Below are 16,691 nucleotides of genomic sequence, written 5' to 3' on the forward strand. Positions count from 1 at the left end.
TGTTTTTATTGTCTTACGAGTGTTTTTCCTTCTTGTTTTATCCCTTTTAACTCAGTAAGTTAAGTTAAAAATTCTAACGGCAGTTTTATTTTGAGTCTCATCCAAGAATCCCGCTTTATTCCCTATCGACAAGGGCAGTTGCATTTGCGCCTGCTTAAGCGTCCCGACGCCGATATGACCCAGGCTCCTATTCTGATGCTCCATGGTGCCATGTCCAACGGCAGGGTCTTTTATAGCGAAAAGGGCAAAGGCCTAGGCTGTTATTTAGCCGAGGCGGGCTTTGTGGTGTATGTCCTCGATACCCTTGGGCGAGGGTTGAGCACGCCCAAATTAAGCGCCGGTGCCAGCCATGGACAGGGCGAAGTGATCCGCGAGCAGCTTCCCTTAGTGCAACATTATATCTTGTCTCAGCACCCAGAGACTCACAAGGTACATTGGTGCGGCCACTCATGGGGAGGGGTCTTGATGGCCAGCGCCATCGCCCGCTTTGATTTGTTCCAGAACAGTGTTGCTTCCTTATTGACCTTTGGTACCAAACGAGCCATCAAGGTGCGCTCCTTTAAAAAATGGTTGATGGTGGATTTAGCCTGGAATCGATTGGCACCGGCAATTGCCGCAGGTCATGGTTATCTGGCCGCCGACCGTTGGCGTATGGGGATGGATAATGAGACTAAGAGCTCCTTGCTGCAAAGTATCGACTGGGTCAGGGGCGAGTGGATCGATCATGACGATGGCTTTGATTATGCCAAGGCAGCTAAGACCCTCGCGGCAGAGAGGGGCTGGCCAAAGGCCTGGTTTATTGCTGGACTCGGCGATGAGGTGCTGGGGAATCCGGCCGATGTGCAGCGGATGATCAAAGAGTGTCACTTTAAGGAGGTTCGTTATACCTTGCTATCTAAGGCTAATGGCAACCTACATGACTATGGTCACGCCGAGATGCTTACTCATAAAGACGCCATTAAAGATCACTTTCCTCTGGTGCTGGCTTGGTATCACTCGTTTTAGGTCGGTGATGCCGCTTGCAGCTCTGGGTAGCGCAGTAACACCTCATCTGTGATATCCAGCAGTTCGCCAACCCCTATGATTTGCCACATTAACTGTTCCAGTTTTTTGGCCTTGTGCTGCGCATGCACACCGATATATTCCAGCTCGCGCTTGATATAGTGAATATCCGGCTTACCGGCTGCGCCGCGATAGATGCGCAGGGCCATGAAGCGTCCAAGGTTTTGGCTCTGACGGATAAAGTGAATTTGAGCCTGCTTGTCGCCTATCTCTCTTGCCTGTAGACATTTTATCTTGATACGCCCTTGAGATTGGCGAGAGATCTGGACATAGGTTTCAAAAAACTCCAGTCCATGCTGGGGCTTCATTTGCCGAATGGGATTAATAAAGTCATCTTTTAGGTGCCCTTTATCCAGCAGGGCGCTGAGATCATATCGCAGCGCTTCCTGGGTGGTGGCGGCAAAGAGGTCTGCGATCGCATTGGAGTGCTTGCTAACACCTAAGATACTCAATTTCGCCGATTTGCTGGTTTTCTCGATAAAGTAAGGCACTGAGGCCAGCTCTCGCATCAGCAGATTTTTCAGGCCATCGGAGAGTTCCTTCGTATCGCTGTTGGCTTCGGTGAGCTTTCTCAGCTTATCGTGATTGGCCTGGATCAATCGGTTCAGAAAGGCGACCCCCACGTGTGGGGTATGGCCGACCATGGCAGCGAGGTGTATGGTCACGCCGTTCTTACGGGTGCGGATCAGGCGATAGGGCAGCTGTGCCAGGCGAGTTTTACCTGCCAGGTGTTGTAACTTGGGAAAGGCGATCATCACGGGCGCCGTGGTATCAAAGTTGGCCGGTTCATCCAGAGTGACCTGCAAGCCTTTACCTGAAATATCTAAGGTAAATCCATGATGAGTCTGTTTATCCTGGCTGACGGTGACCAGCGTCTTAAAGGAGAAACGCGCCTCGTTGCGCCGCTCAGTAAATTGCAGCGACAACAGCTTAATCTGGTCCTCTTGCAGCTTCTGCTGCCCAAAGCGTTTCAGCTCGTTGGCTTGATGACCTTTAGCGTCCCACTGCTCATAATGCGCCAGCACCTCTTCATTGGTCAGATCTATCAGTTGCAGCACATGGGTAAAGCGTTTGAGCTGCGCCTCTGTCAGGGAGGAATAGTAGCTGGAGTCTCCCGGCAGTATGCTGGATTTGTAGGAGGTGTGGTGGTCTATCTCGTGGCTGACGATCTTAAAGATGCGCCAGCTGGCTTTAGTGGTGCCAAAAGACAGAAAGAGTCCCAACAACTTGCTCTGTTTAAGTTCTGCCAGGCTAGCGGAGTAGAAGAAGATGGCGCCTTGAGCCTGAAAGGTAAAGCAGAAAAACAGATTGTGATCAGGGTCCAGAGGCGCATTAAACAGGGCTTGTAAACGCTCATGAGTCAACATGGCTCCTAGCTGGCTGACCGATTTCTCATCGACGAAATACTGTTGTAGTTTCTGGTTGTCACGACTTAGTAGCTTATGGGTGATCTTATATTTCCCGTCCAGCTGTTCCACATACAGTGGAAGGTGCGGCAGATGGGGCAGGTAGTGACGCTCAAATCCCAGGCCGGTAGCGGCCACCAGGATGTCATTAATGTCGACCTTATAGCGGAATTTATATCCTTGGATCAGGTTGCCCAGCATGTCTGACAGGGCGTCGCTGCCGCCGATGCGCTTAAGGCGCATCCAGCTGTATTCATGATTGCTCTCAATATCGACCACCTGATATTCGACCCCTTTTTGCAGATCGTCGAAATAATATTCGGCGCTCAGTTCGAGCAATTTGACGATCAGAGGCTGGTCTGTATTGAAGTCGTGATTAACTGGCAAACGAATGCGGGCACCGCCGACCGAGAGGTCGACTGTGATCCCTTTGACCTCGGCGCGTCCAGGTTGTAACACACCGATACGAATCGCATAGTTCATCCGCTCTTCACTACGATTGAAGTAGCTGCCTAAGATGGCACCTCTGGCCACAAAGGGGGTGAGGGCCTTATCGGCATTGGGGTCGCCCTCGCGCGCACGTTGACGGCGCTGCTTGTGCGCCTCCATCACTTGCTCGTAAACCCCTAATGTATATTGCCCCTGATACAGGGCGAGCACTTGCACAAAGTTTTCTTTGGCTGGGGCGTCGAGAAAATGGGTCTGGGCACCACTGCTAAAGGCTTCGCAGGCTAACTCAGATTTGTCTCTGAGATCGATAACTCGGGTGCAAGGCGAGGCGAGTCGGTTGAGTTCCATCTTGAGTAAGAAGCGGGTCGAGTTTGATTCTCCCGAGGTCAGGTGCTCAAACAACTCCTGGAAATTGGTTTCCATTAACAGAGGCTTTAGTTGTTCGATTAAGGCCTTATGCTGCTCTAAACTCATGGATAATATCTTTTCGACTCGTAATTGATGGTGCGGCTTATCTACCTGTGTCGGCAGGCTAAGTAAAAACTTGATAGCCCTATGTTTATTAAACACAATTTGCCGACTTTTTCGGCCAACGCGGCTTAATGATAGTCTTTGTAGCAGTGTAAGGTATTTTAACGCCGCTGTGGGAGGAAATTTTATCCGCTGTCGCCTGATCAGCCCTTCGCCGTGTCTGTTGTAAAGGGAGACTACAGCCTGATTAGATACTCATGTAGAATGCGGCCAAGACGCGGCGTCGATAACAGAGCCCTTAGTGCATCATAAGAGCAAGTGGTTCTCGGCCCCCAAATGGAATGTAAAGATGGCGATCAGATAACAATATGGCGAAGAACAAAACAGCATACGTGTGCAGTGAATGTGGTCAGGACTTTCCCCGCTGGCAGGGGCAATGTAATGCCTGCGGCGAATGGAACACCATCACCGAAGTGCGTCTGGCACCGGCCAAGTCCAATAGCAGTTCAGTTGCCGGTTACGCGGGGGCAGTAGGCGGTGGCTCTAAGAAACTCAGTGAAGTGGAGGAGTTTGAGGCCAAGAAACTGCTCACCGGCATCGGCGAACTGGATCGTGTGCTTTGCGGCGGTCTCACTACAGGCTCGGTTAATATTATCTCTGGCGATCCTGGCGCCGGTAAGACCACCATCTTGTCGGATCTGGTGTCACGCATGTCGCAGCTCATGCCATCGCTTTACTGTACCGCTGAAGAGTCTTTATCGCAGTTTAAGAACCGGGTTAACCGTCTCAAGTTACAATGTAACGAAGATAATCTTTACTTGATGGCTGAGACCAATGTGGAAGCCATCATTGCCGAGCTGGAAGCCAAACAGGTTAAGTTTGCGGTGATCGACTCGATTCAGGCCGTGGTGACCGACTTGGCTAACGGCAGCCCAGGATCGCCATCTCAGGTCAAAGGCAGTGCCCAGGCGCTCACCCAATACTGTAAGCAAAACAATGTCACCATGTTCCTGGTGGCCCACGTCAACAAGAACAATGAAACCGCCGGCCCGCAGACCCTTATTCATATCGTCGACTGCCTAACCCATCTTGAGTGTAACGATGGTCAGGTGCGTACCCTGAGGGCGAACAAGAACCGTTTTGGCGACGTGGATACCGTGGGGATCTTCAGAATGACAGAGCGGGGCATGATAAGTGTCGATAATCCCAGCGAGATCTTCTTATCTGGTTCCACCACAGAATCACCCGGCGCGGCGATCACTTGTATTCGTAAGGGCAATCGAAATTTACTGCTGGAGATCCAGTGTCTGACTACTGAGGTGGAAGGAGAGTTTCCTCAGCGGGTGTGTGTGGGTCTCAATATGAATCGGATCAAGATGCTCACCGGCATATTGCGCAAGCATACCCGCACCAAGATCTATCACGATACCTATTTTAACTTGGTCGGCGGGCTCAAGATTGATGAGTCGGAGACCTGCATCGACCTGGCCTTGGTGACAGCCCTGCTGAGCAGCTTGAACGAGTTTGTGGTGCCCAGAACCACCTGCATCATGGGTGAGCTGAGTCTCAATGGCGATGTCCGCCCTATCGACAGCGGCGTGCCTAGAGTCAAAGAGGCGGTGCAGCATGGCTTTACCGAGATCTTTATTCCTTATCGTAACTATCATAAATCGATGGAAGGGCTAGGCGCCAAGATCAATCCTATTAAGACAATCCACGAGCTGCTAGAGCTGATTAGCTAGTGCTTAGGTGTTCAAGGTAAAGATGCAGATAAGAATACGAAACGAAGTACCGGCTGATATTGCCGCAATTTATGCGCTGACTGAGGCGGCTTTTCTCGATGCGCCCCACACAGACCATACCGAGCAGTATATCGTGAATGCCCTGCGAAAGGCTGGCGCGCTGGCGATATCCTTGGTGGCCGAATGCGAGGGGCGCTTGGTCGGTCACCTAGCACTCTCATTGGTGACCATATCGGATAACAGCCCACACTGGTATGGACTCGGTCCCATCTCAGTGCTGCCCGAGATGCAGGGAAAAGGGATTGGCAGTCAGTTGATGCAAGCGGGTATTGAAGCGTTAAAAAAAGCAAAGGCCAACGGCTGCGTCTTATTGGGTGAGCCCAAGTTTTATCAGCGTTTTGGCTTTGCACCTACGACAGGACTCGTGTTGCCGGGTGTACCTGAGGCGTATTTTCTTGCCCTTAAGCTTGCCGGTGAGCAGCCTGTGGGTGAGGTGAGCTATCACGCTGCCTTTCAGGTGAAAGGTGAATAGTCGTAATTAACATTGCCTGTCACTCGTTAAATGCCGCGACTTTGCGATTGGGTAATTTCGCTTGTTTGGCAATGCCCCTTTCGTCGGCAGAGGTTTGGTTTTTCGCTGAGATCAACAAGGGGACGCAATGTCCCCTATTATTTGTATTGAGCTTAATGCCCTACTTAATGCCCTAAGTAATGCATCTACCCTTGATCATGTACTTCGATAAACATCTTGAGTTCGCGGTCGAGCAATGAGGCGTCGCCAATATTGAGCTCTAACATGCGCCTTAAGTGGCTGATGCTGTCGATATCGATATGTGAACACTCGAGCCCCAACTGCCCGCCTTGTTGATGGATAAGTTGGGTTTCCATGGTCACTTCTACATCCGAGCCGTCCAAGGTGAAGCTGAGTTGTAGCGGGCCAGGGCTTGGCGCGAAGTCTTGGGGCTGTTCGACCAAGGCACCATTTAGGCTAAGGTCATGAAGCTTGGTCGACCATACTTTATCTTCTTGGGTAAGCGTCGCATTGACATCGAAGAAGATGCGCGAAAATTGCCGCCTTTCATCCATAATCTGTCCCTTGCTTCAGTGTGTGAGCCTTGCTTTATTAAGCTAAGCATAAGCTAACATGGGCCGAGTGTAAAAATCTTGATTTATATTTAGCTTTAGGCACTTGAAGCTACATTTTTCGACTCAAACTTCCTCGTAATGATCTGACGCGTTAATCCCCCTGTTTTAATCGCTAGGTCTTGATCCCAATGCCTGAGTCTATGATGGGTAAAAGCCGCGTCAGATCTCATAATTGAGATAAAGCTTATATGCAATTATGAAAAATTGTGAATAATAGCCTTAACCTTTATTTAACGTGTCTGGGAGCGGGGTCATGGCCCTAACTTCGTTACAACCTTGTGTGCTTGTGGTCGATGATGAGGCGGTGATCCGTGCTCGCCTAAAAGGCTATTTCGAGAAAGAGGGTTACCGTGTACTCGAAGCCGCCGACGGTGAAGAGATGTGGCAGCAGTTTAGTCAGCAACATATCGATCTCGTGATGCTGGACATCAATCTGCCTGGTGTTGATGGCTTAAGCCTTACCCGTGAGCTGCGCAGCCGCTCCGACGTGGGGATCATTCTGGTTACCGGGCGCGATGAGGCGATCGATAAGATCATCGGTTTAGAGATGGGGGCGGACGATTATGTGACCAAGCCGTTTGAGCTGCGTGAACTATTGGTTCGGGTAAAGAATCTGCTCTGGCGCATCTCTCTGGTGAAAAAGGCGCAGCAACAGGCGATTGCCGAGCTTGAGCGCTGTGATGACCTTATCGAATTTGAAGACTATTGCCTGGCGCTTAACAGTCGCAAGCTCTCCAAGGGGGAGGAGGTGATTAAGTTAACCAAGGCCGAATTTGAACTGCTCAGTGCCTTTGTGCTGCATCCGCAGCAGGTGCTGAGTCGCGAGCGTTTGATGCAGCTGACCAGTCATCGCAATCAGGATGTCAACGACAGAACCATAGATGTGATTATTCGCCGCCTGCGTAATAAGCTAGATGCTGAACTCTTTGTGACTGTGCATGGCGAAGGGTATCTGTTTGCCGCTAAGGTTGACGACTAGCGCTGGGTGCGTCGACCCGGTAGATGGGGTAGAAATCTGCCGGGGCCAGGCTGCCTGTCAGTTTTTTGATCTCGATATTATCTGGGGTCAGCGTCTTTATTTTGGGGCCGATATCGCCAAAGGGCCCTTCGCCTTCGAGTTCCCGCACCGTAATATCTATGGCAAGCCTGCCTTGTAATATTACCTGATCGTCACTGCTAAACACGACCTTATGTCGATAGAGCCCTCTGAGGGTCGCCGGAGAAAGGTAACTGCTGACCAGTGCAATATTTGCGGGCGTGGCTTGCTGTGCCAGAGCGCCGATGGCGGCCTCTATGGCCACAGCGCTGCCGAGGATATAGTCAGGTTGATGATCCCCGAGTAGATGGTGTAGCTGATCTCGGTAAAGGTCGCGGTTGTTATCGGCATGGCGGTTAGAGGAGATAGTCACTTGAGTGCCTTGCAGGGCGGCCATGATGCCTTGCTCAACCCAGGCACTCCCCCCCAGTTTTTCCGGGCCGGTCAATAGCGCCAGACGTGCAGCTTTGTCTCCAGCGGTGCGGCGGATGTAATCGCCGGCGTGCCAGCCCATCTGATACCAGTTGACGCCGATTCGTGTGGTTACCAAGGGACTGTCTAGCCGGTTGACCAGGGAGATGATGGGTTTACTGATCTGCCCCTGATAGTGATTCATTAGCAGCGGATCGACCGTGCCAAGTAAGATGGCGTCGAAATCGTTTGTCATGCAGTAATTGAGTTGCTCTAGCTGCTTGGTCTTACCGTAGTAGCTACCGGCTTCAAACAGCTCAAGGGCAATGCCTAACTGCTTAGCTCGGCTAACCAGGCCATAGTCTATGCCGATCCAGTAGGCATCTTTAAGATGAGGAACCAAGACGCAAATTCGCCAAGGGGTTTGTGCCTTAGTTAGTGGCTGATAGGCCAGTTTATTGACCTCTTGTATTTTAGCGTTGTAGGGGCGGCGCTGCTCAAGGGGCCAGGTGGTGTCAGCAAGTGCCTGAGCCTGCATGCTCAGGCAGGCAAAAAACGTCAGCAAGGGCAGGAAAAATCGATATTTATTATGCTTCACCACGGGGCACTCAGTATAATGTAACCAGACGCATGTTATTGATTCATTGTAACAGTTAAACGGGAGCCATGTGGGCGCTTTATCACTGTCGGGGAAAAGTTTAGTCGGCCGTCTGATGCTGGCATTTGGCCTTTTGGCCGTGCTGCTACTGCTGCTGGTGACCCTGGGCAGTGTCTCCCTCTATTGGGTCAAGGTCGCCGACAAATACCTGTATGAGGAGGCCTTGCCTGCCTCTGAAGCGGCCCGTCAGCTGATGCAATCGGCTAATGCCTTGCTGGATAACGCCCAGGGGCTGGAGCGGGTCGAAGAGGAGGCGCAGCGCGCCTTTGTTGGCCGCAAGCTGTCCATAGAGAGTAGTCATCTGCTTGGTGCCATTGCCAGACTCAAGACGCTGGATCTGAAAGGTGATGGCCATCTGGAGCTGGCCGCTGGTGAGATCATTCATGATCTTAGTGTGCTGGGACGGCAGGTGGGCGAGCGTCTGACCTTGGCGAAACAGTTAAATCAAGATGGCCTTGCCCTGGCTGACGCCGCCAGTCGCTCGATAGAGCTGCTTGAAGCCGAGCTGGCTGTGGTGGATTCGGCGGTCTTGGCTAAGTTGAGTCTTGCCTATCCACAGGTGGCCGGTGAGCGTCAAAGTGGTTATCTGCTTGATACCATCATAGAAAAAGATCTCGAGATTCAGGCGCGTCTCAATCGTGCACTGGCGCTTATTCATCATCTGGCGCTGGTGGGCCAGCTATTGCAAACTCCTGAGCAGCACCTTGGTCTCAATAAGGTGTTGAGTAGCATGTCTCGGGTGCTGACCCAGCTGCCTGCCAGTGAATACCGAGTGCAGATGGCCGCCGGGCAAGCTGGTGTATTAAGCGACCAGGCTGATGGCCTTAATCTACCCAATCTGATGCCACTTGAGTTGCTAAAAGGAGTGGTGCGCGATCCGGTGCGGGCGACCGAGCTTGAGCATGAGTTAAAGGTTTTGCGCGGTGTTGGCGATAAACTCAGACTTCAGCAGCGTTATACCCAGGTGCTCAACACCCAGACCCAACAGCTGCAACGACTTACCGATAAACTTGGGCGCCTCAATACCATGGTTGATGCTTCTATGACGGCGCAGCAGGCTCAGGCCGAGCAGGCGCGGGGAGAGTTCTTACGGCAACTCTTCTGGGCGAAGGCTGGGCTGTGGGGCACGGGTTTGCTGATGCTGGTATTGATTTTAATGGTGGTCTACCGGGTGATTTACAAAGGGATCGCGCTGCGACTTCATGAGGCGACCGACGCTTTGTCTCGGCTGAGCCGTGGCGATACCCAGGTAGAACTTGATCCCAACGGCGATGATGAGCTAACGGCCATGGCCTCGGCCATAGATGCCTTCAAGCAGAAGACAGATCACAATCAACGTCTGCAATCGGCGCTGCAGGAGACAGCCTCAGAGTTGTCGGCCCATAAGGCATCACTGGAAACCACGGTCGAGGAGCGTACCCAGGCGCTGGCACAGGCGAATCGACGCCTGGATGCCGAGGTGAAAGGCCATGCCCAGGCGAGGCAGATGGCTGAGGCGGCCGATCAGGCCAAGTCACTCTTCTTGGCGACCATGAGCCATGAGATCCGCACGCCCCTCAATGGCCTGCTCGGCACCTTGACTCTCTTGGCCGAATCAAAGCTGCCCACGGCGCAGAAACAGATGTTGGCACTATCTCAATACAGTGGTGCCCTGTTGCAGACTGTACTGAATGATATCTTAGACTTTTCCCGGTTGGAGCAGGGCAAACTCAGTAATGAGCCGCGTCCCGTCGCCATCAACGAGTTGCTCGACGAGGTGGTGGCCATCATGCTTGCCGGAGCCGGCAACGCAGGTCTTTCGCTGCGCTTGCAACGTGATCCCTTACCCGAATGGATCAGCCTCGATGGCCCCAAATTGCGTCAGGTGTTGTTTAACCTGCTGGGCAATGCCATTAAATTTACTCCCGCAGGGGAGATCTGCCTCAAGGTGCGTCAAGCTGGCGATCGACTCATATTCTCTGTGAGCGACACAGGCCTTGGGATCCCCGAAGATGCCAAGGCGCGGCTATTTACCGCCTATAGCGCCCAGCCTAATCAAGGACGCAGTCGGGGCACAGGTTTGGGGCTTGCCATTAGCAAGGAGTTGGTCTGTCTGATGGGGGCTGATGCCGAGGCGATCTGGGTCGAGACCGAGGTGAACAAGGGCAGCACCTTTGGCTTTAGTTTACCCTTGGTGATCTGTGAGGCGCCCAAGCAGAGCGCAGCCGATATCGTGCCCACGGTATCGCCTAAGCGGGTACTGGTGGTGGAGGATAACCAGGTTAACGCCATGGTGGCTCAGGGCTTTTTAGCACATCTTGGCCATGAGGCGGTATTGGCCCAGAGCTGCGCCGAGGCCTTGAACGTCTGCCAGGCAGGGCGTTTCGATGCCGTCATGTTGGATATACAGCTCGCCGACGGTTCGGGCATAACGCTGCTCAGTCGTCTGCGGGAGATAGTCGATCCCGCGGCGCGCTTTGCCGCCTTTACCGCTCAGCTTCAGCCGCAAGATATTGAGTGCTATCGCCAGGTAGGGTTTGATGAGATTTTAGCCAAGCCACTGAATATGCAGTCTCTAATGCACTGGATTGGCCGCGCCGCCCAAGAAGATGGCGCCCCTGATATCCAAGGTGATAGTAGAGGCGCCAAGCCTGGCACGCTGGCAAGTCCTGAAGAGTCAGCAAGCCCCGAAGAGCCCGCAAACGCAACGCCCTTGCTCGATAGCGAGCAGTTTAGCGCCGATCTCAGCTGTCTTGGGCAGGCGGCTATGGAGCAGATGTTGACTCTGTATCGCAGTTCGAGTCAGGCGCAGATGGAGCAATTGGCTAAGCAGCCTTCCGAGGCGCCGAAACTGCTGCATGGCCTCAAGGGCAGTAGCGCCAATATGGCGATGCTGCGGCTGGCCGAGCGTTGCCAGCAACTGGAGAAACAGAGCCTGCAACCTGAGGATATCGAGTCGTTAACCGGGCTGTGGCGTGAGTCGCTGGCTGAGTTTGAGCGCTGTCTGTTCAGCCAATCCTAACCGGTATGGCTTAGCGCCTTTATGGACTAGTGCCGGCGCGCAAATCTGCTAAACTTGCGCCCCAATGGCCAACACATGTAGATCGTCACCTATGTTATTTTCACAAATGTCTCTCCCTGCGCCGCTGCAACAGGCGCTTAGCTCCCTGGCGTTTGAGCAAGCCACGCCGATTCAGGCTCAGGCGATCCCTTTGATCCTGGCCGGTGAGGACCTGTTGGCCTCGGCGCAAACGGGCACAGGCAAGACGGCGGCCTTTGCCTTGCCATTGCTGGCCATCTTGAGCCAGACCTCAAGCCAAGCACAGTCACCTAAGGCGCTGGTGTTGGTGCCCACGCGGGAACTGGCGCTGCAAGTTCATCAATCGATTCAAGCACTGGGGCAGTTTACCTCCTTGTCGGCGGTAGTGATCTATGGCGGCGTGAGTATCGAGGCCCAGTGCCAACAGCTCAGCGCTGGCGTAGAGATCATTATCGCTACCCCGGGCCGGCTGCTAGACCTGCATCGACGCGGTGCGGCAAACCTCGATGAAGTGGCGCACCTGGTGTTCGATGAGGCCGATCGCATGCTGGATATGGGCTTTGCCGACGAGATAGCCCAGCTGATGGCCCTGCTACCGACTGAGCGTCAGACCCTGCTGTTTTCTGCCACCTTGGATGACAAGGTACTTAGCTTGAGTCACAAGTGGCTTAATCAACCTAAACGCATTGCGGTGAGCCCAGAAAACAGCGCCAGCAAGGACGTTGAACAGCGGGTGTACGCGGTCGATAGTGAGCGCAAGTTTGCCCTCTTGTGTCATCTGATCAACAAGGGAGATTGGCAGCGTGTGCTGGTGTTTAGTCGCAAAAAGGTGGCGGCCGATAAGCTGGCGGAGCGTCTGTCGCAGCGGGCGATCAGCGCGCGGGCGTTTCATGGCGATCTGGGCCAAGGCGTTCGCGAACAGGTGCTAAATGGCTTCCGCCAAGGGGAGATTAAGGTGCTGGTGGCCACAGATGTCGCGGCTCGAGGCATAGATATCGATGCCTTAGATTATGTGGTCAACTATGAACTGCCCTATGTGGCTCAGGATTATGTGCATCGTATTGGCCGTACCGGCCGAGCGGGTAAGCAGGGCGTTGCCGTGACCCTCTATAGCGAGGAGGATGCACTATTGCTGGAGGAGGTCGAGGCTCTACTGGATAAACGTTTGCCTCAGCAGTGGTTGCCGGGATTTGAGCCCGATCTAACCAAGGCTGATCCCAATCCAAAGCGTCACGGTAAGGCGGCGCAGAAACGCCGTGCCAAGCGTCGTGGTCAGGGAGGCAGGCGTTAGCCCTGTTGGTAGTAAAGCATCTGGCCCTTAAAGCTGGGGGACATCTCGGCGGTGGGGGCGATTTTTTCCTGATGGTGACTATAGCCCAGGCTGCACATCTTCTTGCTAAAGGCGGCATGGTTACCACGGCCCGGGTCGACTAAGATCACCTCGCAGGCGGGCGCCGCATGGCGATGGATAAAGGTCGATAACAGCTCGATATGCTCTCGCTCGTAGAGCAAGTCTGCGCCTATGATCAGGTCAAATTGCCCCAGACCATCGCTATGGGAGTCCCAGCTGGTGCGCAGAAAGGGAATAGTCTCGCCTTGGTTAAGGCGCACATTTTCCCGTAAGAAGTTACCGGCCTCTGGGTGGTAATCTGTGGCGGTAATATCGGCTTGACGGCTGTTGAGCAGCAGGCTGGCCAGTGCCATACCACAACCCACCTCTAAGATACGCTTGTTGTCGATATCGAAACTCACCATCTGATCCGCCAGTGCCTTACCCGAATCCCACAGCACACCAAACAGTGACCATTGGGCGGAGGAGATCCCTAATGACTCGGCTTCCCCAAGGGGATCTGAGTATTCCTGTCGGTCTCTGAGGCTGCGGATATGTATGTCTGTGTGGGGGTATTCCAGGGTCTGATAGCGGACGCGTGGCGCACTCATGGCGGTTAAACTCCTTGCGTTAACGGTAAACGCAACAAGCCTAGATCGATATCGATTCGCTACGTGTCGAGCGGCTACTATAAGGGGTATTAGCGCAAATAGCTATCGAGATGAAAAAGGCGCCGACAATGAGCGGCGCCTTTTGTGTGGTGATTGTTATTCAATCATATTGATACTTATTGATTTTTTGACGAATGCTCGCAAAGCGCCTCACAATCGGCCTGTACCCAAAGTTTGGTGAGCTGAGCCAGTGCGCCATAAAAGGTCCCCTTATCGACCTTGGCAACCTGGTCGGCAAAGCTGGCTAACCAGGCATTCAGGTTCGGCGCGATAAAGGCCTGCTGGCTGGCATCGTCACGCTGACAGGCCTGGTGGGCCACATAGGCCAAGATCACTGCGATATGATCTGCGGGCTCGGGGAAATCCTTGTGCAGCTGAAGCTGACTCTGGGCTAACGTTTCCAGCATCGATTGATGTTGCTCACCAAACAGCAGGGTATTTGCCTGCTCCGCTTGGCTGAGGTACAAGCTGGCATAGGGGTTGGCGCTTAGTTTGCCGCCCACCAGAAAGAGTGAGCAGTAATCTGCAGCCAGTTCCAGCAGCTCTCTTTCGCTATTTAAGCTGCTTAATTTCTGCCTGAGTTGGCCAATCGACGGCGCCAGCTGGGGATCGGCAGCCAAGAGGTCAAAGAAGGCCTGCGCCTCAGGGCTGGTAAGCCGCTGTAGACTCTGGCTATCTATCTCGCGGGCGAATAGATCTGACAGTAGCGCATATACCTTGCCCCGAGCTTGGTTCTGGGGCGTATCATTGCGGTTTGTGCTGTGCATCTGTGTATCTCCTTTGACTTTGGCCACAGGGTTAGAGCGACGTCTCGATAGGGCCGCTAAAGGCGCTGACTTCTGGGGCCTTGCCGGTAAACTTCTCAAACTCCACCTGACAGGTATAGGCAGCGCAGGCCTGCGCCAGCTTAGAGCTGCCGATATCCTGAGTCAGGGTGTTGGGGTCGCCATAGCTGCACAGGGCACCTATCTCATTACCGCCTTGCTTGCTGCCATCCTTACCGACAGGGCCATACCAGGCGCCTTCATGGATACGGATCACCCCCTGAGGGAAGCGGTTCGATACCCTCGCACCCGCCAGTAGCTGTCCTCTGTCGTTGAACACCCGCACCAGATCGCCATCCTTGATGCCGCGGGCCTTGGCATCCAGCGGATTGAGGTAGACGGGCTCGCGTCCCTGGACGGTATAGGTTTCACGGTACTCCTGCGACTCACACATCTGTGAGTGTAGACGCTGATCCGGGTGACAGGATTGCATCCAGATGGGGTACTTGTCGGAACCTGGGCCGCCGTGGCTACGCTCGTTCTTCTCCATCCAGGTGGGGTGACCTGGGCAGTCGTCATAGTTGAACTGGGCGATCTTACGGCTGTAGATCTCGATAAGGCCCGATGGCGTGCCTAACGGGTTAATTTCGGGATCATCTCTAAAGTCGCTGTGGCGCGTCCAGGGCTCTCCTTCACCGAAGTGTACATAGCCCTGCTGCCAGAAAGTGTCGAAATCTGGCATCTCGAACTTACCGGCGTTGGCAGCCTTACACTCGTCATAGAGTTTTCTCAGCCAGTCGAATTCCGACAGACCGCGGGTGTATTGCTTCTCTTTGCCCATGATCGCGGCAAAGCGGGTGAAGATCTCAAAATCTGACAGACTCTCATACAGAGGCTCGACCATCTTCTGCATCGCCAATACGCCGCGGTTGGCGTAGCTGCCGTAGACGTCGATATCGTTGCGCTCAAAGGTGGTACAGGCCGGCAGCACGATATCGGAGAAGCGGCAGGTGGCTGTCCAGTTCACATCTATGGTGACCACACACTCCAGCTTATGGAAGGCGCGCTTCATCTTGTTTCTGTCTTGATGATGGTTCCAGGGGTTGTTGCCCGAGAACACCATCATCTTGATGTCGGGGTAGGTGACCTTGCTGCCGTTAGCATCTATGGTCTTGCCCGGTTCTAAGATGGCATCTATCCAGCGTGACACAGGAATCGTGCTGCTGGCGCCTTTGAAGTCTGTGCTGTCAAACAGCGGCTTTTGGCCTTCATCCAGGTTACGTGGGAAGGCGCCTGGCGCTGCCGCCCCCGATGATGGCACGCCTATGCTGGAGTAGTGGTGACCATAGCTGATGCCGCCGCCCGGCAGGCCTATTTGGCCTATCATGGTGGCCAGTACCGCCGCCATCCAGTAAGGCTGCTCGCCATGTTGCTGGCGCTGAATACACCAGCCCATCATGATCTGGGTGCGCCCCTTGGTCATTACCTTCGCCAGATCTTTGATGATCTCGACGCTCACACCAGTGATCTGGCTGGCCCACTCTGGGGTCTTGGCCACGCCATCTTTCTCGCCAAGCAGGTAGGGAAGGAACTGGTCGAAGCCCAGGCTGTAGCCTTCGATGAATGCCTTGTCGTGCAAGTTTTGGCTTACCATCTCGTGGGCGATACCCAGCATCAGGGCCACGTCTGTCTGTGGGTTGATGTAGAGCTGCTCACAGCCCAGGTATTTCTGGGTCTTGGTCACCACAGGATCTATGCTGATCACCCGAATCTTGCCCTGGGCCACTTTCTCTTTCAGCTGCGCCAGATAGCGGTAGGACTCGTGAGTCTCGGCATTCCAGCCCACCTGCAGATTCTTATAGGGATCGTTTGACCAGAGCACTATGGTGTCGCTGTGCTCGAGGATCAGTGGCCAAGAGGTACCCTGGGCATAGACCTCGGTCGAGCCGAGCACATAGGGCAAAATTGTCTGTCCGGCGCCAGTAGAGTAGTCGCCCACTTTCTTAACGAAGTTACCGTGCATCCCCACCGCGCGTTGCATATGGCTGGTGGAGGAGTGCAGCTGGCCGGTGGCGCGCCAACCCGTCTGACCCGCATGCAGCCCGGACGGGCCATACTTGGTCTGGATCTCATCTAATGAGTCCTTAAACAGTGATAAGGCCTTGTCCCAGGTGACGCGCACGAAACGATAGTCGCCGCGCTCTAGGGTATTGCTCTTATGACCATTGAGCAGGAAATCGAGGCGCACCATAGGGTAGCGCACACGTGAGGGGTTATAGACCAGCCCCTTGATGCCCTTGATCATATCTGTAGGGTGATCATCTAAGTCGAAGGGGATCACCTGGTCGATGACGCCATTTTTACGTGTCATCTTAAAGGCGCCGAAATGGGAGCCCGTGGTTTTCCAGACTTCATCTGTACCCGCACTGGCCAGAGCGTTGAGCGGTGCCAACAGTGACGAGCCGCTTAGGGTGACATAGGAGCTGGCCGCGAGGCCTTTTAGAAAATCTCTTCTGTTCATGATG

The 16,691-nt window shown here is 53.8% G+C and carries 12 protein-coding genes; 6 read left to right on the plus strand and 6 right to left on the minus strand.

Annotated elements, in window-relative coordinates:
- Positions 1-90 precede the first annotated feature (90 nt).
- Entirely contained in the window at positions 91-1,005 is a 915-nt protein-coding gene (locus L2712_RS16300) for an alpha/beta fold hydrolase (protein ID WP_248978386.1), read from the plus strand.
- On the opposite strand, the gene L2712_RS16305 is transcribed toward L2712_RS16300, so the two are convergent.
- Positions 1,002-3,392, minus strand: coding sequence for a PilZ domain-containing protein (locus L2712_RS16305; protein ID WP_248978387.1), 2,391 nt, complete (start codon positions 3,390-3,392; stop codon positions 1,002-1,004). The two genes, L2712_RS16300 and L2712_RS16305, sit on opposite strands and share 4 nt — an antisense overlap.
- A gap of 365 nt (positions 3,393-3,757) precedes the next feature.
- Here L2712_RS16305 and radA point away from each other — a divergent pair, with 365 nt between their 5' ends.
- Positions 3,758-5,131 (plus strand): DNA repair protein RadA, encoded by a 1,374-nt coding sequence (gene radA / locus L2712_RS16310; protein WP_033537421.1) that lies wholly within the window; start codon positions 3,758-3,760, stop codon positions 5,129-5,131.
- Between the two features lie 22 nt (positions 5,132-5,153).
- On the plus strand, positions 5,154-5,663 hold the full coding sequence (locus L2712_RS16315; protein ID WP_248978388.1) for a GNAT family N-acetyltransferase: 510 nt from the start codon (positions 5,154-5,156) through the stop codon (positions 5,661-5,663).
- Positions 5,664-5,848: 185 nt separating this feature from the next.
- Here L2712_RS16315 and L2712_RS16320 read toward each other — a convergent pair whose 3' ends face one another.
- A complete protein-coding gene (locus L2712_RS16320) occupies positions 5,849-6,217 on the minus strand; it encodes a PilZ domain-containing protein (protein ID WP_033537423.1) in 369 nt (122 codons plus the stop codon).
- A gap of 313 nt (positions 6,218-6,530) precedes the next feature.
- On the opposite strand from L2712_RS16320, the gene torR reads away from it, so the two are divergent.
- Positions 6,531-7,256 (plus strand): two-component system response regulator TorR, encoded by a 726-nt coding sequence (gene torR / locus L2712_RS16325; RefSeq protein ID WP_088904110.1) that lies wholly within the window; start codon positions 6,531-6,533, stop codon positions 7,254-7,256.
- Here torR and torT read toward each other — a convergent pair.
- Positions 7,240-8,325 carry a TMAO reductase system periplasmic protein TorT gene (gene torT, locus L2712_RS16330; RefSeq protein WP_428848625.1) on the minus strand — a complete coding sequence of 362 codons (1,086 nt, stop codon included), beginning with the start codon at positions 8,323-8,325 and terminating at the stop codon, positions 7,240-7,242. The two genes, torR and torT, sit on opposite strands and share 17 nt — an antisense overlap.
- 67 nt (positions 8,326-8,392) lie before the next feature.
- Here torT and torS point away from each other — a divergent pair, with 67 nt between their 5' ends.
- Both torS and L2712_RS16340 read left to right on the plus strand, forming a co-directional pair.
- Positions 8,393-11,383: a TMAO reductase system sensor histidine kinase/response regulator TorS gene (gene torS / locus L2712_RS16335; RefSeq protein WP_248978389.1), complete on the plus strand. Its 2,991-nt coding sequence runs from the start codon at positions 8,393-8,395 to the stop codon at positions 11,381-11,383.
- Positions 11,384-11,474: 91 nt separating this feature from the next.
- A complete protein-coding gene (locus tag L2712_RS16340) occupies positions 11,475-12,692 on the plus strand; it encodes a DEAD/DEAH box helicase (protein ID WP_248978390.1) in 1,218 nt (405 codons plus the stop codon).
- On the opposite strand, the gene L2712_RS16345 is transcribed toward L2712_RS16340, so the two are convergent.
- The 3 genes from L2712_RS16345 to torA form a co-directional block, all read right to left on the minus strand.
- Positions 12,689-13,342, minus strand: a complete 654-nt coding sequence (locus L2712_RS16345) for a class I SAM-dependent methyltransferase (protein ID WP_033537428.1) — start codon at positions 13,340-13,342, stop codon at positions 12,689-12,691. The two genes, L2712_RS16340 and L2712_RS16345, sit on opposite strands and share 4 nt — an antisense overlap.
- 176 nt (positions 13,343-13,518) lie before the next feature.
- On the minus strand, positions 13,519-14,169 hold the full coding sequence (gene torD, locus L2712_RS16350) for a molecular chaperone TorD (RefSeq protein WP_248978391.1): 651 nt from the start codon (positions 14,167-14,169) through the stop codon (positions 13,519-13,521).
- Between the two features lie 31 nt (positions 14,170-14,200).
- Positions 14,201-16,687 (minus strand): trimethylamine-N-oxide reductase TorA, encoded by a 2,487-nt coding sequence (gene torA / locus L2712_RS16355; RefSeq protein ID WP_248978392.1) that lies wholly within the window; start codon positions 16,685-16,687, stop codon positions 14,201-14,203.
- Positions 16,688-16,691: the final 4 nt, after the last annotated feature.

Source organism: Shewanella marisflavi (assembly GCF_023283925.1).
Classification (GTDB): Bacteria; Pseudomonadota; Gammaproteobacteria; order Enterobacterales; family Shewanellaceae; genus Shewanella; species Shewanella marisflavi.